Source organism: Agromyces tropicus, from assembly GCF_039531345.1.
Classification (GTDB): domain Bacteria; phylum Actinomycetota; class Actinomycetes; order Actinomycetales; family Microbacteriaceae; genus Agromyces; species Agromyces tropicus.
In genome coordinates this window covers 195,659-216,027 of record NZ_BAAAPW010000001.1, presented here as the reverse complement: position 1 = coordinate 216,027, position 20,369 = coordinate 195,659, and the positions used below count along the sequence as shown (strand labels likewise).

General features: G+C 72.9%; 16 protein-coding genes and 1 tRNA gene. 12 read left to right on the top strand and 5 right to left on the bottom strand.

The window, feature by feature from the left end; genetic code table 11:
* Positions 1 to 49 precede the first annotated feature (49 nt).
* A complete protein-coding gene (locus tag ABD230_RS01035) occupies positions 50 to 1,267 on the top strand; it encodes an aminopeptidase (RefSeq protein ID WP_344368822.1) in 1,218 nt (405 codons plus the stop codon).
* Positions 1,268 to 1,289: 22 nt separating this feature from the next.
* Here the strand turns inward: ABD230_RS01035 and ABD230_RS01030 are convergent.
* Positions 1,290 to 1,362: transfer RNA gene (locus ABD230_RS01030), tRNA-Val, on the bottom strand.
* Between the two features lie 64 nt (positions 1,363 to 1,426).
* Positions 1,427 to 1,888: a peroxiredoxin gene (locus tag ABD230_RS01025; RefSeq protein ID WP_344368820.1), complete on the bottom strand. Its 462-nt coding sequence runs from the start codon at positions 1,886 to 1,888 to the stop codon at positions 1,427 to 1,429.
* 161 nt (positions 1,889 to 2,049) lie between these two features.
* Here ABD230_RS01025 and aceE point away from each other — a divergent pair, with 161 nt between their 5' ends.
* From aceE to ABD230_RS00995, 6 genes are all read left to right on the top strand, one after another.
* Positions 2,050 to 4,776, top strand: a complete 2,727-nt coding sequence (gene aceE, locus ABD230_RS01020; protein ID WP_344368819.1) for a pyruvate dehydrogenase (acetyl-transferring), homodimeric type — start codon at positions 2,050 to 2,052, stop codon at positions 4,774 to 4,776.
* Between the two features lie 14 nt (positions 4,777 to 4,790).
* Positions 4,791 to 6,005, top strand: a complete 1,215-nt coding sequence (locus ABD230_RS01015; RefSeq protein ID WP_344368818.1) for a PucR family transcriptional regulator — start codon at positions 4,791 to 4,793, stop codon at positions 6,003 to 6,005.
* 91 nt (positions 6,006 to 6,096) lie between these two features.
* Positions 6,097 to 7,017, top strand: coding sequence for an ACP S-malonyltransferase (locus ABD230_RS01010; RefSeq protein ID WP_344368816.1), 921 nt, complete (start codon positions 6,097 to 6,099; stop codon positions 7,015 to 7,017).
* A 28-nt stretch (positions 7,018 to 7,045) separates the two neighbouring features.
* Entirely contained in the window at positions 7,046 to 8,050 is a 1,005-nt protein-coding gene (locus ABD230_RS01005) for a beta-ketoacyl-ACP synthase III (protein WP_344368814.1), read from the top strand.
* A 67-nt stretch (positions 8,051 to 8,117) separates the two neighbouring features.
* Positions 8,118 to 8,366, top strand: coding sequence for an acyl carrier protein (locus ABD230_RS01000; protein ID WP_155841654.1), 249 nt, complete (start codon positions 8,118 to 8,120; stop codon positions 8,364 to 8,366).
* Between the two features lie 70 nt (positions 8,367 to 8,436).
* The gene (locus tag ABD230_RS00995; protein WP_344368812.1) at positions 8,437 to 9,672 is read left to right on the top strand and encodes a beta-ketoacyl-[acyl-carrier-protein] synthase family protein; all 1,236 of its coding nucleotides are present in this window, start codon (positions 8,437 to 8,439) and stop codon (positions 9,670 to 9,672) included.
* A gap of 150 nt (positions 9,673 to 9,822) precedes the next feature.
* Here ABD230_RS00995 and ABD230_RS00990 read toward each other — a convergent pair whose 3' ends face one another.
* A complete protein-coding gene (locus tag ABD230_RS00990) occupies positions 9,823 to 10,344 on the bottom strand; it encodes a DUF3145 domain-containing protein (protein ID WP_344368811.1) in 522 nt (173 codons plus the stop codon).
* Between the two features lie 209 nt (positions 10,345 to 10,553).
* Here ABD230_RS00990 and ABD230_RS00985 point away from each other — a divergent pair, with 209 nt between their 5' ends.
* A complete protein-coding gene (locus ABD230_RS00985; protein ID WP_344368809.1) occupies positions 10,554 to 11,159 on the top strand; it encodes a PadR family transcriptional regulator in 606 nt (201 codons plus the stop codon).
* Here ABD230_RS00985 and ABD230_RS00980 read toward each other — a convergent pair.
* A complete protein-coding gene (locus ABD230_RS00980) occupies positions 11,138 to 12,862 on the bottom strand; it encodes a bifunctional 3'-5' exonuclease/DNA polymerase (RefSeq protein ID WP_425546188.1) in 1,725 nt (574 codons plus the stop codon). The two genes, ABD230_RS00985 and ABD230_RS00980, sit on opposite strands and share 22 nt — an antisense overlap.
* Before the next feature lie 239 nt (positions 12,863 to 13,101).
* On the opposite strand from ABD230_RS00980, the gene ABD230_RS00975 reads away from it, so the two are divergent.
* The 4 genes from ABD230_RS00975 to ABD230_RS00960 all read left to right on the top strand — a co-directional run bounded on the left by ABD230_RS00975 (position 13,102) and on the right by ABD230_RS00960 (position 17,358).
* Positions 13,102 to 13,818, top strand: coding sequence for a zinc-ribbon domain-containing protein (locus ABD230_RS00975; protein ID WP_344368805.1), 717 nt, complete (start codon positions 13,102 to 13,104; stop codon positions 13,816 to 13,818).
* A 57-nt stretch (positions 13,819 to 13,875) separates the two neighbouring features.
* Complete coding sequence (locus ABD230_RS00970; RefSeq protein WP_344368804.1) at positions 13,876 to 14,352, top strand: NfeD family protein; 477 nt, start codon at positions 13,876 to 13,878, stop codon at positions 14,350 to 14,352.
* A gap of 138 nt (positions 14,353 to 14,490) precedes the next feature.
* Positions 14,491 to 15,954, top strand: coding sequence for a flotillin family protein (locus tag ABD230_RS00965; protein WP_344368802.1), 1,464 nt, complete (start codon positions 14,491 to 14,493; stop codon positions 15,952 to 15,954).
* 459 nt (positions 15,955 to 16,413) lie between these two features.
* Entirely contained in the window at positions 16,414 to 17,358 is a 945-nt protein-coding gene (locus tag ABD230_RS00960; RefSeq protein ID WP_344368801.1) for a TolB family protein, read from the top strand.
* Positions 17,359 to 17,385: 27 nt separating this feature from the next.
* Here the strand turns inward: ABD230_RS00960 and ABD230_RS00955 are convergent, their stop codons facing one another.
* Positions 17,386 to 20,274: a helix-turn-helix transcriptional regulator gene (locus tag ABD230_RS00955; protein WP_344368799.1), complete on the bottom strand. Its 2,889-nt coding sequence runs from the start codon at positions 20,272 to 20,274 to the stop codon at positions 17,386 to 17,388.
* Positions 20,275 to 20,369: the final 95 nt, after the last annotated feature.

Genomic DNA, 20,369 nt, shown 5'->3' with positions numbered 1-20,369 from the left:
GCCGGGTCCGCGGTTGCCGCCTGCACCCGGCCTCGTTACCATCCGCGGCATGACCGACCTCGCGACGTCCGAGCTCCTCACCCGCTACTCGGACGTCGTGGTCCGCGGCGGGCTCAACCTCCAGCCGGGCCAGACGCTGGTGGTGCGGGCGCTCGTGGAGCATGCCCGACTCGTGCGCGCGATCGTCGAGGCGGCCTACGACGCGGGCGCGGGGTTCGTCGACGTCGAGTACCAGGACGATCACGTGCGCCGATCGGGCATCGTGCACGGCGCGGGTCCGGCGATGGCGGCCGGGACCGCCCGCGATCGCGCCGCGACCGAGCGGCTGGAGGAGCCCGGCCTGGCGTTCCTCCGCATCACGGGGAACCCCGAACCGCACCTGATGGACGACGTCGACGCCGCCGCGGTGGTCGCCGCGAGCCCCGTCGATCTGGCCGCGCGCGAGCGCGCCGCGCTCATGGCGGGCGGACTCCAGTGGTGCATCGTCGCCGCCCCGAACGAGGGCTGGGCGCGGGCGGTCTACGGCGAGCCCGATGTCGACCGGCTCTGGCAGGCGGTCGGCACCGCAGTCGGACTCGACGTGGACGACCCGGTCGCCGACTGGTTGGCGCACACCGCACGCCTCCGCCGTCGTGCGGCGGCGGTCGAGGCGCTCGACCTCACGGCCGTGCGGTATGCGGGCCCGGGCACCGACCTCGAGATCGGTCTCGTCCCGGAGTGGCGCTGGATGGCCGCGACCATGCACACCGCGACCGGCGTGGAGTTCAGCCCGAACATCCCGACCGAGGAGGTCTTCACGTCGCCGGATCCGGCGCGCGCCGACGGCACCGTGGCGACGACCCGCCCGTTCCTCCTCCTACCGAGCGGGGTGCTCGTGGAGGGCCTGACGCTGACGTTCGAGCGCGGTCGCATCGTCGATGCGACCGCGGAGCGCGGGCTGGACGCGGTCATCGCGCAGCTCGACTCGGATCCGAACGCCCGCCGGCTCGGCGAGGTCGCGCTCGTCGACGGCGGTTCCCGTGTGCGCCGCGCCGGGGTGCTCTTCCACGACATGCTGTACGACGAGAACGCGGGATCGCACATCGCCTGGGGCCAGGGCTTCCCGATGGTCGTGCCCGACGGCGACGCGACGAGCGGCGTGAACCGCGTGGCCGCCGTGCACACCGATGTCGTCGTCGGCGGTCCCGGGGTGTCGATCGCCGGGGTGGCCGGCGACGGCCGGGTGATCCCGATCATCACGGACGACGAGTGGGTGCTGCCCGCCTGACCCGGGGTCGGGACGATCCGGGTGGGCCCTGCCGGGCTCGAACCGACGACATCCACGGTGTAAGCGTGGCGCTCTACCAACTGAGCTAAAGGCCCTCGCCGCGCGCGGCGGCACTTCGATCGTAGCGTCGGCGGCCCGTGGCATCCGCCCCGCCGCGCGTCACCGGAGCGCGTCGAGCGCCTCCCGGTAGGCCGACATCGGACGCGGCTCGCCGGGCTCGGACGCGAACGAGGAGCGGATGACGCCGTCGGCGCCGATCGCGAACGAGGCGCGGCGTGCGAACCCCGCGTCCTCCTCGAAGGCGCCGTACGCGCGCGCCACCGCGCCGTGCGGCCAGAAGTCCGACAGGAGCGCCACGCCCACGCCCTCGGCCTCCGCCCAGGCGCGCAGCGCGTACTTCGCATCCACGGAGACGACGAAGAGCCGCGCGCCGGCCTCGTCGAACATCGGCCGCGCGGCATCCAGCTCCCGGAGCTCCCCCGTGCACACGCGCGAGAACGCGAACGGCACGAACGCGAGCACGGTCGGCGCGACGCCGAGCCGGTCGACGAGCCGCTGCGGCGCGCCGAACTGGTCGGGCAGGACGAACTCGGGCGCTCGGGCGCCGGGTCCGAGGATCACGGAGCCTCCCCGGGATGCGGTCTGGACGCGCGCCAGCCTAGCCCGGTCATGCACCGGCATAGAATCACTAGGATGGCGTGGTGCCCCCCGGACCGTGACCCGGTCTTCGTCGTGCCGACGCACGAGTCAGAGGCACGATCTGCTGAAGAGAGAGGTCGAGTGTGACTGTCAACGACCAGGACCCGTACTCGGTCGAGGCGATGGACTCCGATCCGGAGGAGACCAACGAGTGGGCGGAGTCCCTCGACGCCCTCGTCGCCGAGAAGGGCCACCAGCGCGGGCGCGAGATCATGCTCAGCCTGCTCAAGCGCTCGAAGGAGCTGCACCTCGGCGTGCCGATGGTGCCGACCACGGACTACCTGAACACGATCGCCCCCGAGAACGAGCCGGAGTTCCCCGGCGACGAGGAGATCGAGCGCCGCTACCGCGCCTGGATCCGCTGGAACGCCGCCATGCTCGTGCACCGCGCGCAGCGCCCGGGCATCGCGGTCGGCGGCCACATCTCGACCTACGCGTCCTCTGCGGCGCTCTACGAGGTCGGCTTCAACCACTTCTTCCGCGGGCAGGACCACCCCGGCGGCGGCGACCAGATCTTCATCCAGGGCCACGCCTCCCCCGGCACGTACGCCCGCGCGTTCCTCGAGGGCCGGCTCTCGGCCGACCAGCTCGACGGCTTCCGCCAGGAGAAGTCGCACGCCCCCAACGGCCTCTCGTCGTACCCGCACCCGCGCCTCATGCCCGACTTCTGGCAGTTCCCGACCGTGTCGATGGGCCTCGGCCCCATCAACGCGATCTACCAGGCGCAGCTGAACAAGTACCTCACCAACCGCGGCATCAAGGACGCCTCCGACCAGCACGTCTGGGCGTTCCTCGGCGACGGCGAGATGGACGAGGTCGAGAGCCGCGGCCAGCTCCAGGTCGCCGCGAACGAGGGCCTCGACAACCTGACCTTCGTCATCAACTGCAACCTGCAGCGCCTCGACGGTCCCGTCCGCGGCAACGGCAAGATCATCCAGGAGCTCGAGAGCTTCTTCCGCGGTGCCGGCTGGAACGTCATCAAGGTCGTGTGGGGCCGCGAGTGGGACGACCTGCTCGCCCGCGACCACGACGGCGCGCTGCGCAACCTCATGAACGTCACGCCCGACGGCGACTACCAGACGTACAAGGCCGAGTCGGGCGCCTACGTGCGCGAGAACTTCTTCGGCCGCGACCCGCGTGCGCTCGAACTCGTGAAGGACCTCTCCGACGAGCAGATCTGGAACCTCAAGCGCGGCGGTCACGACTACCGCAAGGTCTACGCCGCGTTCAAGGCGGCCACCGAGCACCAGGGTCAGCCCACGGTCATCCTCGCGAAGACCATCAAGGGCTACGGCCTCGGCCCCGCCTTCGAGGGCCGCAACGCCACGCACCAGATGAAGAAGATGACGCTCGACAACCTGAAGACCTTCAGGGACACGATGCGCATCCCGATCTCCGACGCGCAGCTCGAGGAGAACCCCTACCTCCCGCCGTACTACCACCCGGGCGAGAACGACGAGGCGATCCAGTACCTGCACGAGAAGCGTCGCGACCTCGGCGGCTACCTGCCCGAGCGCCGGACCACGCACACCGCGATCTCCCTCCCGGACGACTCCGCCTACGCGATCGCCAAGAAGGGCTCCGGCCACCAGGAGATCGCCACGACCATGGCGTTCGTGCGTCTCCTGAAGGACCTCATGCGGTCCAAGGACTTCGGCAACCGGATCGTTCCGATCATCCCCGACGAGGCCCGGACCTTCGGCATGGACGCGTTCTTCCCGAACGCGAAGATCTACAACCCGATGGGGCAGCACTACACGTCCGTCGACCGCGAGCTGCTCCTGGCCTACAAGGAGAGCCCGCAGGGCCAGATCGTCCACGTCGGCATCAACGAAGCGGGCGCGCTCGCCGCGTTCACCGCGATCGGCGGGTCGTACTCGACGCAGGGCGAGCCGCTCATCCCGATCTACGTCTTCTACTCGATGTTCGGCTTCCAGCGCACGGGCGACGCGATCTGGGCGGCCGGCGACCAGATGGTGCGCGGCTTCATGATCGGCGCCACCGCAGGCCGCACGACGCTGACCGGCGAGGGCCTGCAGCACGCAGACGGCCACTCGCCGCTGCTCGCCGCGACGAACCCCGCGGTCGTGTCGTACGACCCCGCCTACGGCTACGAGATCGGGCACATCGTGCGTGCCGGCCTCGAGCGCATGTACGGCGGATCGCACCCCGACCCGAACGTCATGTACTACCTCACGGTGTACAACGAGCCGCTCGTCCAGCCCGCCGAGCCGGAGGGCGTCGACGTCGAGGGCATCGTGCGCGGCATCCACCGGGTCTCCGCCGGTTCCGGCGAGGGTCCGAAGGCGCAGCTGATGGCCTCGGGCGTCGCGCTGCCGTGGATCCTCGAGGCGCAGCACCTGCTCGCGCAGGACTGGGGCGTCTCGGCCGACGTCTGGTCGGTGACCAGCTGGGCGGAGCTCGCACGCGACGGCCAGGCCGCCGACGAGCACAACTTCCTGCACCCCGACGAGGAGCGACGCGTCTCGTACCTGTCGCAGAAGCTCGAGGGCGCCGCGGGTCCGTTCGTCGCGGTCTCCGACTACATGCACGCGGTGCAGGAGCAGATCCGGCCGTACGTGCCCGGCGAGTACGCGACGCTCGGCGCCGACGGCTTCGGGTTCTCGGACACGCGTCCCGCGGCGCGTCGGTTCTTCAAGATCGACGGGCCGTCGGTGGTCGTCCGGACCCTCCAGCTGCTCGCAGACCGCGGGGAGGTGGACCGCTCGGTCGTCGGCCAAGCGATCGACCGCTACCGACTGCACGACGTCAACGCGGGCACGACCGGCAACGCCGGCGGCGAGAGCTAGCAGGCGTCGCGACGGTGGCAGCGAAGCCCAGGACCAAGGCGGAGACGCTCGCATGGCTGCGGACGATCTCGGGTGAACTCTCGACGCAGACGCTGAAGCGCCTGGAGGACACGCTGCCCTGGTACGGGGAGATGCCGCCCAGCCGGCGGTCGGCCGTCGGGCTGGTCGCGCAGGCCGGCATCTCCTCGTTCATCGCCTGGTTCGACGACCCGCGGTCGACGCCGTGGATCGCCGCCGACGTGTTCGGCGCCGCGCCGCGCGAGCTGCTGCGCTCGGTGAGCCTGCAGCAGACGCTGCAGCTCATCCGCGTGACGGTCGAGGTCGTCGAGGAGCGCGTCAAGGACGGCGGCGAGCCGCTGCGCGAGGCGATCCTGCTGTACTCGCGCGAGATCGCCTTCGCCGCCGCCGACGTCTACGCCCGCGCCGCCGAGGCGCGCGGCCTCTGGGACGCGCGCCTCGAGGCGCTCGTCGTCGACTCGATCCTGTCGGGCGAGTACGACGACGAGCTGCCGAGCCGCATCGCCGCCCTCGGCTGGCACGGTCACGGCGAGGTCGCGGTGCTCGTCGGCACGGCGCCGAAGCAGTTCGACGTCGACCAGGTGCGACGTGCCGCCCGCCACATGCAGGCGGACGTCCTGGTCGGCGTGCAGGGCAACCGGCTCGTCGTCGTCATCGGCCGAGCCGAACCGCGCGGCACCGAGACCGAGGAGGCCGTGGGCACCGCTCCGGCGCTCACGTTCATCGAGATCGCCACCCAGCTCGAGCCGCACTTCGGGCCGGGGCACCTCGTGCTCGGCCACGAGGTGCCGAACCTCGTCGACGCCTCCAAGAGCGCGAAGGCGGCGCTCGCCGGCTTCGCGGTGGCCCGCTCGTGGCGGCATGCCCCGCGCCCGGTGCATGCCGACGACCTGCTGCCCGAGCGCGCCCTCGCCGGCGACCCGCTGGCCCGCGCCACGCTCGTGCACCGGATCTACCGGCCGCTGCAGGCGCACTCGACCGAGCTGCTCACGACGCTCTGGAGCTACCTCGACAACGGGCGGTCGCTCGAGGCGACCGCGCGCGAACTGTTCGTGCACCCGAACACGGTGCGATACCGGCTCAAGCGCGTCTCCGACGTGATCGGCTGGGATGCGACGGGCGCGCGCGAGGCCCTCATCCTGCAATCGGCGCTGATCATCGGGTCGATGAGCGACCACGAGTCCACGCCACGCCGCCGACCGACGAACTGAACGTCGGTATGTGCTGGCGATACAAGCGTCCGGCGAATACCTTGTGTCGAGTGCACACACACGACCGTGCCGGGATTGGCAGACTGAGACGGTGATCGTCGTCGTCTGCCCTGGACAGGGCTCCCAGACCCCCGGTTTCCTCGCTCCCTGGCTCACCGAGCCGGCCTTCGCCGAGCGCCTGGGCGGCCTCTCCGAGGCCGCGGGCGTCGACCTGGCGCTGCACGGGACCGAGAGCGACGCCGACACCATCCGGGACACCTCGATCGCGCAGCCGCTCATCGTGGCGGCCGGCATCCTGGCCTTCGACGCGCTGACGGCCGAGGGCCGCCGCGCGAAGGTCGGCGGCGTGGCCGGGCACTCCGTCGGCGAGATCACCGCCGCGGCCTCGACCGGCGTGCTCGGCGACGCCGACGCCATGCGGTTCGTGGGCGAGCGCGGACGCGCGATGGCCGCCGCCGCGGCACTCGAGCCGACCGGCATGAGCGCCGTGATCGGCGCCGACGAGACCGACCTGCTCGCCCGGCTCGACGAGCTCGGCCTCGAGCCCGCCAACTTCAACGGCGGAGGCCAGGTCGTCGTCGCCGGTGCCGTCGACGCGCTCGACCGGCTCAAGTCGGAGCCGCCCGCCGGCGCCCGCGTCATCCCGCTGCAGGTGGCCGGCGCATTCCACACGCGCTACATGCAGCCCGCCCGTGAGCGGCTCGCCGACGTCGCCGCCGGCCTCGCGCCGAGCGACCCCGAGCTGCGACTGTGGACGAACCGCGACGGTTCCACCGTGGCATCCGGCACCGCCTTCGTCGACCTCCTCGTCGGCCAGGTCGCCTCGCCCGTGCGCTGGGACCGCTGCATGTCGTCGTTCGCCGACGCCGGCGTCACGGGCCTCATCGAACTCGCCCCCGCGGGCGCCCTCGTCGGCCTCGCCAAGCGCGCCCTGAAGGGCGTGCCCACCGTCGCCGTCAAGACGCCGGACGACCTGCCCGCCGCCATCGACCTGCTCGACCAGGCCGCCTGACGCCCGCACCCACGACACGAGAGAACGCATGACGCACCCCACGCTCAGCCAGTCGACCGGCCCCGCCTTCACCCGCCTCCTGTCGGTGGGCGCCGCGCGCGGCGAGAACGCCGTCCCCAACGACGACCTGGTCGGGCCGATCGACTCCTCCGATGAGTGGATCCGCCAGCGCACCGGTATCATCACGCGCACCCGCGCCGGCGCCGACGTGCAGGCGGTCGACCTGGCGACGGATGCCGCGCGCGAGGCGATCGAGCGCTCGGGCATCCCCGCCGAGCAGATCGACCTCGTCATCGTCGCGACGATCTCGAACGTGCAGCAGACGCCCTCGATCGCCGCGGTCGTCGCCGACCGCGTCGGGTCGAACCCGGCGGCCGCGTACGACATGAACGCCGCCTGCGCCGGCTACGCGTACGCGGTCGCGCAGGCCGACGCCCTCATCCGAGCCGGTGCGGCCCACTACGCGCTCGTGATCGGCGCCGAGAAGCTCTCGGACGTCGTCGACCCGACCGACCGCACCATCTCGTTCCTGCTCGGCGACGGCGCGGGCGCGGTGGTGGTGGGCCCGAGCGACGCGCCGGCGATCGCCCCGACCGTGTGGGGGTCCGACGGCTCCAAGGCCGACGCCGTGGGGATGAACCACACGCTCGTCGAGTTCCGCGACGGCGCATCAGGGTGGCCGACGCTCCGCCAGGAGGGCCAGACCGTCTTCCGCTGGGCCGTGTGGGACATGGCGAAGGTCGCCAAGCAGGCGCTGGACGCCGCCGGCATCACGTCGGACGACCTCGCCGCCTTCCTCCCCCACCAGGCGAACATGCGCATCATCGACGAGTTCGCGAAGCAGCTGAAGCTGCCGGACTCGGTCGTGATCGGGCGCGACATCGCGACGACCGGCAACACGTCGGCCGCCTCCATCCCGCTCGCGATGCACCGACTGCTCGAGGAGCACCCCGAGCTCTCCGGAGGGCTCGCCCTCCAGATCGGCTTCGGCGCCGGACTCGTGTTCGGCGCCCAAGTGGTGGTTCTGCCCTGAGCCGCCGACCCCCGTCCATCTAGACTGTGTCTCGGTCATACGAGACACCCCTGCAAGGAGAAGAACCATGGCAGCGACCCGCGAAGAAGTGCTTGGCGGCCTGGCCGAGCTGATCAACGACGAGACCGGCATCGCGACCGACACGGTCGAGCTCGACAAGTCGTTCACGGACGACCTCGACATCGACTCCATCTCGATGATGACGATCGTCGTCAACGCCGAGGAGAAGTTCGACGTCAAGATCCCCGACGAAGAGGTCAAGAACCTCAAGACCGTCGGTGACGCCGTCGACTTCATCGTCAACGCGCAGGCCTAGTGACGTCCGGACGGGCCGGCTCAGGCCGGCCCGTCCGTGTCGTCCCCACCGCCCATCGGAGTGATTTCGTATGACCAAGAAGATCGTGATCACGGGCATCGGTGCCACCACGCCCATCGGCGGCACCGCCCGTGACAGTTGGAAGGCGCTGCTCGCCGGCGAGTCCGGCGCGCGCAGCCTCGAGCAGGAGTGGGCGGCCAAGTACGAGCTGCCCGTGACCTTCGCCGCGACGGCCGAGGTGCCCGCGGCCGACGTGCTCGCGCGGCACGAGCTCAAGCGGCTCGACCCCTCGAGCCAGTTCGCCCTGATCGCCGGTCGTGAGGCCTGGGCCGACGCCGGTGCACCCGAGGTCGAGCCCGAGCGGCTCGCCATCGACTGGGCGACCGGCATCGGCGGCGTCTGGACGCTGCTCGACGCATGGGACACCCTGCGCGAGCGCGGGCCGCGGCGCGTGCTCCCGATGACCGTCCCGATGCTCATGCCGAACGGCCCGGGTGCCGCGGTCGGCATGGACCTGCACGCGCGCGCCGGCATCCGCACCGTCGTCTCCGCGTGCGCGTCGAGCACCGAGTCGCTCGTGAACGCCTGGGAGCACCTGCAGGACGGCGTCGCCGACGTCGTCATCGCGGGCGGCTCGGAGGCGGCGATCCACCCGATCACGATCGCCTCGTTCGCCTCGATGCAGGCCCTGTCGCGCCGCAACGACGACCCGGCGATCGCCTCCCGGCCCTACGACGTCGGCCGCGACGGCTTCGTCATGGGCGAGGGCGCAGCGGCGCTGGTGCTCGAGACCGAGGAGCACGCCAAGGCCCGTGGTGCGCGCATCTACGCCGAACTCCTCGGCGGCGCGATCACGAGCGACGCGTACCACATCACGGCGCCGGACCCCGAGGGCTCGGCGGCCGCGCGCGCGATGAAGGCCGCGATCGAGCAGGCGGGCGCCGCACTCTCGGACGTGCGCCACATCAACGCGCACGCGACCAGCACCCCGGTCGGCGACATCGCCGAGTACAACGCCCTGCGGCGCGTGTTCGGCGACGGGCTCGACGACATCGCGGTGACCGCGACGAAGGCCTCGACCGGCCACCTCCTCGGCGGTGCCGGTGCGATCGAGTCGATCTTCACCGTGATGGCGCTGCATGAGCGCACCGCTCCCCCGACGATCAACCTCGACGAGCAGGACCCCGAGATCCCGCTCGACGTCGTGACGTCGCCGCGCGAGCTCGGCGACGGCGAGCTCATCGCCATCAGCAACTCGTTCGGCTTCGGCGGGCACAACGCGGTCGCCGCGTTCCGCGCCGTCTGAGCGAGGCGGATGCCGCGGCATCCGTTCATGCATCGGGCCCCGATCGCCGCACGGCGTCGGGGCCCGCTGCATTCCACCGCACACGGTTTCGATCGTGCGCCGCCGGGACCGGAGTCGACCAGCCGACGCGTCACGCCACCGGCGGTGTCCTCAACCCACGCGATGCAGCCACACCACGGGGGCGAAGTCGCTGGCGTGCCGGAACGGCTCGAGCTCGTCGTCCCACGCCTGGCCGAGGGCGAGCCGCAGTTCCCGGTGGAGTTCGGCGGCATCGAACGCCGCCACCTCCATCGCGTAGCGGACGCGGTCCTCGGGGATCACGACGTTGCCCGCCGTGTCGGTCTGCGCGTAGTGGATCCCGAGCTCGGGGGTGTGCATCCACCTCGCACCCTCGGTCCCGAGGCCGGGATCCTCGCTCACCTCGAAGCGGAGCTGGTCCCAGCCGCGGAGCGCCGACGCGATGCGCGCGCCGGAACCCGGCTCGCCGGTCCAGGAGAACTCGGACCGGAGCGTGCCGGGAAGCACCGGCTGCTCCGTCCACTCGAAGTTGACGGGCGTGCCGAGGGCGCGACCGACCGCCCATTCGACGTGCGGGCCGACCGCCCGCGGGGACGAGTGCACGAACAGCATGCCTCGCGCGGCGCGCTGGGCCCGCGTGACCTGTTCCGCCATCTCCTGCTCCGTTCCTCGTGAGGTGCGTCTTCCCCTACGACCTCGAGGCGGTGCCGATGGCAGTGCGTGTTCGGTTGTGACGAGCGTGTCGTCAGGTCGAGTATGCCCCGCATCGACCGCACTGACAAGGGAGTTCCCCGGCGATCCGCGCCTCGGGCGATAAACTGCCTACCCGGTGAGTGATTGCCATCGACCCGTGAGGAGGCGGCGTGGCCGTTCGCGATGCACTGCTCGTCCTGCTGATGAACGGCCCTGCGTACGGATTCCAGCTGCACGGCGACCTCGCGGCCCGCACCGGCGGGCGACGCGACGTCAACGTGGGTCAGACGTACGCGACGCTGGAGCGCCTGACGGCACAGGGCCTCGTCGAGCCCGCCGGGTCCACCGACGACGGCCTCCCCCTGCATCGGCTCACGCGATCCGGGCGCGCCGCGGCCCGCGGCTGGCTCGACGGCGCCGACGGCGCCGGGACGGACCCGTGGCACGAGAGCGTGGACCGCGTGCTGATCGCCCTGTCGATGCCTGCGGTCGACGCGACGCCCGTGCTCGACGCGGAGCGGGAGCGATGGCGGGCCCGGCGCGGCGATGCCGTCACGTCGCCGGGCACCGCGCCGGGTGCCGACGCCCGCGCCGCGCTGCGGGCCACGGCGGGCGACGCGGATGCCGCGCGTGCCGACGCCATGCTGGCCTGGCTCGACCGCGTCGCCGCGTCCGACCCGGCGGCATCGGCCCTCGCACCATCGACGGAACGGCCGAGGCGCGGCCGTCGCCCCGCCCGGACGAACGTCGCGGATCAGGCCCCCGCCGACGCGTAGCTCTCGGTCACCGCGAGGTCGAGGGGGAACTCGACGGGCGCCTCGCCGAAGAGCAGGCGCCCGGCCTCCGCCGCGGCCTCGCGGACCGCGACGGCGACGTCGTCCGCCATGCCGGCGGGCGCGTGCACGATCAGCTCGTCGTGCAGGAAGTAGACCAGGTGCGGGCTGCGGGCGAACGCCGGGCCGGGGACGCCGGCGCTCCGCTCGCCGGATGCCATCGCCGAGAGCCGCGTGCGCACGCCCGCCAGCCAGCACAGCGCCCACTCGGCCGCGGTGCCCTGTACGACGAAGTTCCGCGTGAACCTGCCCCAGTCGCGCGCCGCGGATCGCGCCCGCCGTTCCTCGGCCGCCGTCGCCTCCGGCTGGGACGCCGCCGCCTGCGCCTCGCGCCACCAGGCCGGCGGCAGCGGTGACGAACGGCCGAGCAGCGTCGTCACCTGGCGGCCCGCCTCGCCGTCGCGGGCGGCACGGTCGACGAGGCCCATCGCCCGCGGGTAGGCCTTCGCGAGCTGTGGCACGAGACGGCCGCTGTCGCCCGTGGTCGCGCCGTACATCGCGCCGAGCAGCGCGACCTTCGCCTCGTCGCGCGTCGCGACGACGCCCGCGTCGACGATGGCGCGGTACATGTCGCGACCGCGACCCGCCGCCGCCATCGCCGGATCTCGTGCGAGCGCGGCGAGCACGCGCGGCTCGAGCTGCGCGGCATCCGCCACCACCAGGCTCCACCCCGGATCGGCGACCACCGCCGCCCGCACGGCCTTCGGCAGTTGCAGCGCGCCGCCGCCGGAGGTCGCCCATCGGCCCGTCGCGGTGCCGCCCGCGACGTAGTCGGCGCGGAACCGGCCGTCGACGACCCACTCGTCGAGCCACGCCCAGCCGTTCGCCGACAGCAGTCGCGCGAGCCGCTTGTAGGCGAGGAGCGGCGCGACCGCGGGGTGGTCGTGCTCGCGCAGCTCCCACTTCGCCGTCGAGTCCACGCCGATGCCGGCCGCCCGCAGCGCCCGCAGCAGGTCGGCCTGGGAATCGAGGCGCAGCGACGGCGCGTCGAGCTCGTCGCGCACCCGCTGGGCCAGCGCCTCCATGCGCTCGGGCTTGCGGCCGAACGGCGGGCGCGGACCGAGCGCCTCCTCGAGCACGCGCTCGTGCACGAGGCGACGCCACGGCAGGCCGGCCGCGTGCAGCTCCGCCGCGATGAGGGCGCCCGCCGACTCGGCGGCGAGGAGCAGCCGGAGCGCCGCAGGGCGATCCGCGGCCGCGACGAGCGCGAGTTGGCGATCGTGCTCGGCGGCGAGCTCCGCAGCGCCGGGCGCCTCCGCCGCGGCTGCCACCGGCACGCGGTCGAGGTCGAAGAGTGCGGGCCCGCGGTCGACGGATGCCGCGGCCGCCGGCTGCGCGTCGGCGCCGGACTCGGCGGGGCCCGCCGGCAGCCACGCAGGCCGGGCGCGGACGATCGATCCCGCAGCGACGGCCGTCGACGACGCGAGGATCGCCCCGCAGAGCCGCAGGTCGTGGCAGCGCGCCACTCGCACGCCGTCGGCGAGCAGCATCGGCGCCCACTCGCGTGCGTCGCGCCAGATCCACCGCGGCGACGACTCGGCCTCGAGTCGCGCGACCTCGGCGCTCGCCTCGGCGGCCGGCAGCTCGTGGTGCAGGTCGCCGTCGGGGTCGAAGAACTCCACGCGCCCCGCGCCCGTCGTCGCCATCGCGATCCGCACGTCTCGATTCTCCCGCGGCCCGGCGACATGGCGCGTGGGCGGGCCGTCGGGAACGCGCGCCGCCCACGGCCGCGACGGACCGTGGCGGCATGCCCGCCCGATGTCGGCGGTGTCCGCGACCATGTGGGCATGCGAGGGCGGAGTGCGACGTGGTCGCGGTGAGGTTCGGGTGCGGCCATGGCGCAGCGGAGGGCGAGCCGGCGGCGACCCTGCGGCGCGGATGCCCCGTGTGCATGCTCCTGCAGGAGACGCAACGGACCCGCGCCGAGCTGCTCGGCCGCGTCGCGCCGGCACAGCGCCGTCGGCTCGCCGCCGAGACGCGCATCGGTGCGGAGTACGACTGGGCGTGCCGGCGCGGCCACGACCGGTACCGCGCGAGCGTCATGGACGTGCTGACCGGCACCGGGTGCCCGAAGTGCCGCGCGAACGCAGCCGCACCCGGCGCCGCCCGCGAGGCCGGCATGCCGTTCATGAAGCACGGCCTCAGGGTGGGCACGTCGATGACCGAGCAGCGCCTGCGCGTGCTGCTCGGTGAGCGGATCCGGCTCCACCACCGTGCGAACGCCGTCCGCACGGCGCGCATGTTCCACGGGCGCCAGGAGGTGTGGCCCGACATCCTCGTCGCCGAGCTCCGCGTCGCGATCGAGTACGACGACCCGGGGCGGTCGCGCCGCGCGCACCGCGGTCTCAAGGAGGGCTCGGACGTCGAGAAGGACGAGGTGCTGCGCGAGGTCGGCTGGGAGGTGATCCGGATCCGAGGGGGCGGGCTCGCGCCGCTCGGGCCCTACAGCATCCCGTGCCGGGGCATCACGCCCGCCGTGGCCGACGCAGTCGTGCGGATGCTGCGCGACATCCGCGGCGATGCGGCCGTGGACGCGCTGCTCGTCACGGGCCCGGTACGCGGCGACGCTCTGGCGCGGCGCCGCTCGGCGTCGATAGGGTGAGAGACGTCTCCGCTTGACCCGGGCGGGGACGCCGCCATGTAGAGAGGCTCCCCCGCAGTGCTGCTCCCGTTCCTCATCATCGGAGGCCTCGGCCTCGTCCTGCTCCTGATCTCGCTCGTCATCGGCGACGTGCTCGACCACTTCGAGATCGGCGACGGCGCCATCTCCGGCACGGCGCTCGCGATCGGGCTCACCGTCTTCGGCGCCTCCGGCGCGCTGACCGCGACGAGCGGGCTGGCCCTGGTCTGGGCCTACGTCGTCTCGGCGATCCTCGCGATCGCGGCGTACGTCGTGTCGGTCCTCGTCGTCCGGTCGCTCGCGCGCAGCAGCGACGGCGTGCCCGCCTCCGCGGTGGGGCTCACGGGCGTCGCCACGGCCTCGATCTCCCCCGCCGGCGGCGAGGTGAGCCTCGACGGCCCGGCAGAGGTCGAGCGGCGCATGGCATACGCGGACGCGGAGATCGACGAGGGAGCCCGCATCCGGGTCGTCGCGCACGCCGGCAGCCGCGTCAAGGTCGAGCCCGAGCACGCCTGACAGCGCCTGACGCGGGTCGGATCAGCACCGTCCTCATCCGCATGACGCAGCGACGGCGCCCGCGGCGACGGCGTGACGCCCCATCCGCCCACGCAACCCCACGCACCTCCACCCCCTCGCCCCGAACGGAAGGACCCCATGATGACCCCCGAAGTCATCCAGATCGGCGCGATCGTCGCGATCGTCGTCGCATTCCTCGGCCTGCTCGGCTTCATCGCCGGCCGCATCCGGCGCGTGCCGCCGAACGAGGCCCTCATCATCGTCGGCCGCGGCGCCGGCCGCGCCTCCACGAGCGGATCCGGCCAGCGGGTCGTCATCGGCGGCCGTACCTTCGTCTGGCCGATCCTGCAGCAGGGCTTCCCGATCTCGCTCGAGCAGCGCCAGATCGGCATCACGGTCGAGGGCGTCGACCGCAACCGCATCAAGATCGCCATCAAGGCGTCGATCAACTTCAAGGTGAGCGGCACCGAGGAGGGCGTGCGCCGGGCCGCGCAGCGCTTCCTCTCGCAGCAGCACCTGCTCACCGAGATCATCTCCGAGTCCCTCGAGGGCTCGCTGCGCTCGATCGTCGGCGACATGACCATCGAGCAGATCATCTCCGATCGCAAGTCGCTCTCGGACCGCGTCGTCGCCGAAACCAAGGCGGACCTCGCCGAGCAGGGCCTGCAGGTCGACCTGCTGAACATCAGCGACATCTCCACCCCGGGCAGCGACTACCTCGCCAACCTCGGCCGTGCCGAGTCCGCGCGTGCCCGTCAGGTCGCCGAGGTGAGCGAGGCCGAGGCGGCTCGGGCGAGCGAGTTCGCCCGTATCGAGGCCGCCGAGCAGATCGCCGAGCGCCAGAAGGCCCTGAGCCTGAAGCAGGCCGCGATCAAGGCGGAGACCGACAAGGCGAACGCCGAGGCCGAGGCGTCCGGCCAGCTCGCGAAGGCCGAGCAGGACAAGCTGGTCGCCGTGCAGGAGCGCGACGCGCTGTCGGAGCAGGCCCTCGTCACGCAGGAGCGCCTCGACATCGAGATCCGCAAGCCCGCTGAGGCCGAGGCCTATGCCGAGGTCCAGCGCGCGACCGCGCAGCGCGACGCCGCGAACGCCGCGACCGAGGCCGACGCGTTCAAGCGCACGAAGATCGCCGAGGCCAACAAGGTCGCCGCGGTCCAGGATGCCGAGGCCGCCGCCGCCGCGGTGCGCTTCGCGGGTGAGGCCGAGCGCGACCGCCAGGTCGCCCTCGCCGCGGGTATCCGCGCGGAGGGCGAGGCACGTGCCGATGCGGTCCAGGCCGAGGGCGTCGCCGAGGCCGCCGCCACGGACGCGAAGGCCGAGGCGCTGAAGAAGTACGGCGAGGCCGCCCTCGCGCAGGAGATCATCTCGCGCCTGCCCGAGATCGTCCGCGCCGCGGCCGAGCCGATCGGCAGCATCGACACCCTCACCGTCGTCTCGACCGACGGGGCGTCGGCGATGACGAAGACGGTCGGACAGGTGCTGGGCGAGGGCACGGAGGTCGTGAAGTCGCTCACCGGCCTCGACGTGGGCGCCATCCTCGCCGGGCTCGCGGGCGGCACGATCGCGGGGCGCGACGGCGCCCGTCACACCGTCGGCGACTGACCCATCGGATCCCCGGACGGGGCCGGCACCGCATCCACGGTGCCGGCCCCGTTCCGTTCGGGGTCGGGGACGACGAACCGCGCGGACGCTCGGCGCTCTCCGTCTTGACATCGCGAATGCTGCTAGTAGCATTAGCACCAAAGCCAAGGTGTCCCGATGATCACCACCACTCGCCCCGCAACGTCGTCGTCCACTCCGCCGGAGCCGGATGGGACCGGATCGCGCGAGCCTGGCAGCCGGCCCGACGCTGACGCTCCGCGCGCGCATGAGGCGGTCGACGAATCCGCCGCTCGCGCACCCGTCGAAGTGCTCATCGGCGAGGCGAGACGGCGCGCACGGCGCAGACGACTCGTCATCGGGGGCGTCGCGGCGGCGGCGGCGGCCGCGGCCGCCAGCGTCGCCGCGATCACCATCATGGCGACACCCGGCGGGGGTACGTCGGACGATCGGGGCACGGCGGTGAGCGGCACCGTGGGCGAGACGACACTCGGGATGTTCGAGCCGCTGCGCGGTCGCATCGTCTGGGCTGCGGACGGGGAGTTGCGGGCCGTCGACCCGGCCGATCCGACGGACGTCCGACGGGTGGCGCTGCCCGACGAGGTGGACTCCCTGGCGATGGTGTCGGGGTGGTCGGCCGACGGGACACGGCTCGCCCTCACCTCCGAGGACGCCGGGAAGCTCTACGTCCTCGATGCCGGCGGCGCGGTCGTCACGGCCGCCGGGACCGGATGCTGCCTCTTCGTGAGCGACCCCTGGCTCGCGCCCGACGGCTCCACCGTGGCCGAATTCGTCGCGCCGGGTCGGCTGCGGCTCCGGGACGTCGGCGGGCTCACGAGACCGCGCCTGGTCGACGTCGATCCGGCATTCGGACGGGAGGACGGCCCGCCCGTCATCGCGGAGGCGTGGTCGCCCGACGGAACGCGAGTCGCCCTCCGCGTGTACGAGGACGTGGTGGGGTGGACCCGGCCGTCGATCTTCGTCCTCGACCTCGTCGCGGGCACCACTCGAGAGCTGCGCATCCCGGGGGTCGACTTCATCAGGCACGAGACCTGGTCACCGGACGGGACGCGACTGCTCGTCGTCGCGGGCACGTACCAGAAGCTGAACGGCGTGAACCTGACCGGCGCTCCGGTGGGCCCCCAGAACACGAACCTCTACGTGGTGGACGCTGCGCCCGACACCTCCGTTCCGGCGCGCGTCCCCGAGCCCATCGCCTCGAGTCACTTCATCGCGGCGACCTGGTCGCCCGACGGCGAGCAGATCGCGGCCATCGACTACGTGGGCAGGCGCGGCATCGTCGTCATGAGCCTGGACGGATCGGCGGCGCGTCGGATCGTCCCGAGCCTGGGCCCCTCCGCCTGGACCGGATTGGCGTGGCATCCGAACTCCGGCTCGCCGCGATAGGCGCGGGACGCCGGAGCGCCGTTCGCCTCAACCGGGTCCCGACTCGGCCGCCGGTCCCCTCGATCGCGCGATCGCCGCGGCCTCGGTCCGGCTCGCGGCGCCGAGCTTCCGCAGGATCGCCGACACGTGAACCGACACGGTCTTGCCGCTGATGAAGAGCTGCTCGCCGATCTGCCGGTTCGAGAAGCCGGCAGCGACGAGGTCGAGCACCTGCCGCTCGCGAGCGGTCAGCTCGTCGCCGCCGCCCGACCTGGTGCGGCCGAGGCGCCCGCGCGCGGCCACCTCGTCCGCCATCTTGGTCACCAGGTGCGCACCGATCTCCGCTGCCGCCGCACGCGCCGCGTCGAGGCTCGCCTCGGCCGCCGCGCGGTCCCCGGACTCGAGCTCGGCGATCGCGCGCTGCACGAGCGCGTACCCGCCGAGATGACGCCATCCCGATCCCGCATCGACGAGTTCGGCGACGCGCCCGAACCTCCTGATGCGTTCGCCGAGGTCGTCGGCGATCTCCGCCTCGCCCAACTCCCGCCACATCGCACCGTGCTCCCACACGTCGAACTGCGCGATCGCCGATCGTACCTCGTCCGTCGACCTGGACGGCCGCCGACCGCGGCGCGACATGGCAGCGTGCGCGCGTGCCGCGAACGCCAGCAGTCGCATCCGGTCGGTGGGTCGCTCGGTGCGGCCGTCCCAGAGCAGCGGCTCCACGACGGCCCATGCGAGCTCGGGCTCGTCGAGCGCGAGGTGGAGCTCGCACTGATCACGGACCCACCCGAACTCGATCTGGCGATCGACGCGAGCGAGCTCCGCGTGCCGCTCCCGGATCTCGTCGACGAACTCCCGGGCGTCGTCGAGGGCGTCCGACCAGATCAGCGGCTCCAGCTTCAGGTCCTCCAGGCCGAGACGGAAGACGAGCGGCGTCTCGTACCGGAGTGCCCGGTCGACGAGCGTGCGCGCGCGATCCCATTCGCCGAGCGCGATGAGCGGCTCGATCGCGTTCGTGGCGAGGATGGCGCCGACGTTGCCCTCCTCCCCGCGGCGTCGCGCCTCGTCGAGCGCCTCGTACGCGACGCCGAGCGCGTCGCGGTACCGGCCGAGCTTGATCAGCGTGTCCGAGCGGTTGATCGCGAGCCGCACCCGGGCGTCCCAGTCGTCTCCGGCGTACTCGCGGGCGCGCTCGAACATCTCGAGCGAGCGCTCCACGTCCTCAGGGCCGGCGCCGTCGAGGTCGGCCATCGTCGTCGCGGCGATGTTCGCGGCGATCGAGGCGGCGCGGCGCCCGTCCTCGCCCGCCGCGAGCCCGTCCGCGACGGCGAGCATGCCCTGGTCGATGGCGTCCTGCAGGTCGCCCGCGAGCATGCGGCGCGCGGCGAGCTCCGAGCGCACGCGCGCGCGGACGGCCAAGGCCCGACGGTCGTCGCGGTCGGCGACGAGCTGGAGCGCCTCGAGAAGCACGTCGGCAGCGCCCGGCATGCCCATCAGGCCCATGCCGAGCGCCTTCTCGAACATCAGGTCCGCGCGCTCGACGGGATCTCCCGGGTCCGCCAGCGAGATCCGCAGGTCGGCCAGCGCGACCGAGCGCTCCATGTCGCCCGCGCGGCGATGCGCCCGCGCCGTCAGGCCCGCCATGCCGGCGTGGTCCACGCCCGCACGCTCCTCAGGGCGGTCGACCAGCTCCCAGAGGTCGAGGCACCGTTCGCCCATGGCAGCGGCCGTGGTGAGCGCGTAGCTCGCCGACGCCTCCTGCATCGCGGCGACCGCCGCGTCGAACGCCTCCGGGAAGCGGCGGGCGGCGAGCCAGTGCGTCGACACCTCGACCGAGACGCCGGGTCGCGCCGGTCCGTCCGCGAGCACGCGGGCGTAGGTCGCGTGATGGCGCGCACGTTCGCCGGGCAGCAGCTCCGACTCGACGACCTCGCGGACGAGGGCGTGCCGGAACGCGTACCCCGACTCGTCCGCGACGACGAGCCCCACCTCGACGGCCTCCCGCATCGCGGCATCCAGCTCGACCGGGTCGCCGCCGTAGACCTGCTCGAGCAGGTCGTGCTCGGCCCGCGCGCCGCCGACGGCCATGAGTCGCAGCACGGCGCGGGTGGCGGCGGAGGCGCGCTCGTAGCGTGCGGCGAGCAGGTCGCTCAGCCGTCGCGGGAGCGCGCCGTCCGCGCCCGCGCCGAGGAGTTCCTCGACGAAGAACGGGACGCCGCCGCTGCGCTCGAAGAGCTCCCCGGCATCGGACGCGGCCTCCGACGTGGCGACCATGCGCGACACCTCGTCCCGGGAGAGTCGCGGCAGCTCGAGCTCCGAGACCGAGCGGAGCCGCTCCAGCTCCGCGAGGTCCTCGCGAAGTCGATGACGTCGCGGCAGTTCGGCCGTGCGCGCGGTCATGACGAGCATCACCCGGCCGTCGTGGAGCATGCGCGCGAGGTACCGCAGCAGCTGCATCGTCGGCGCATCGGCCCAGTGCACGTCCTCGACGACGACGACGACGGGTTCGAGGTCCGAGACGCGTTCGACCATCCGGGTGAACTCGTCGTGCAACCGGCCGACGCGCAGGTCCGCCTCCGGCGCTCCACCGGCGATCTCCGACGGGAGCAGCGGGGCGAGCGTGTCCAGCGCCGCGCCGGCCGCCGTGCGGACGGCGTCCGCCCCGGCGAGGTCGACGATGGAGCGCATGACCGCACGGATGGGGATGAAGGGCGCACCGTCGTCGCCGAGCTCCACGCACTGCCCGCGCGCCACCATCGCGTCGCCGTCGACGACGCGGAGGAACTCCTCGACCAGGCGGGTCTTGCCGATGCCGGCCTCGCCGCCCACCACGACCACCGACGGGTCGCCCTCGCGCGAGCGCGCGTACGCCGCTCGGAGCGCGTGCATCTCGGTCTCGCGTCCGATCATCGCTGCCGTGGGGACCCCGGTCATCCGAGTCATTGTCCCACCGGGCCCCGCGATCCGTCCGTGCCCCGCGCGGGGGTGATCGGTCGGCCGGCGCCATCCGGCGCTCTAGTGTGGGACGC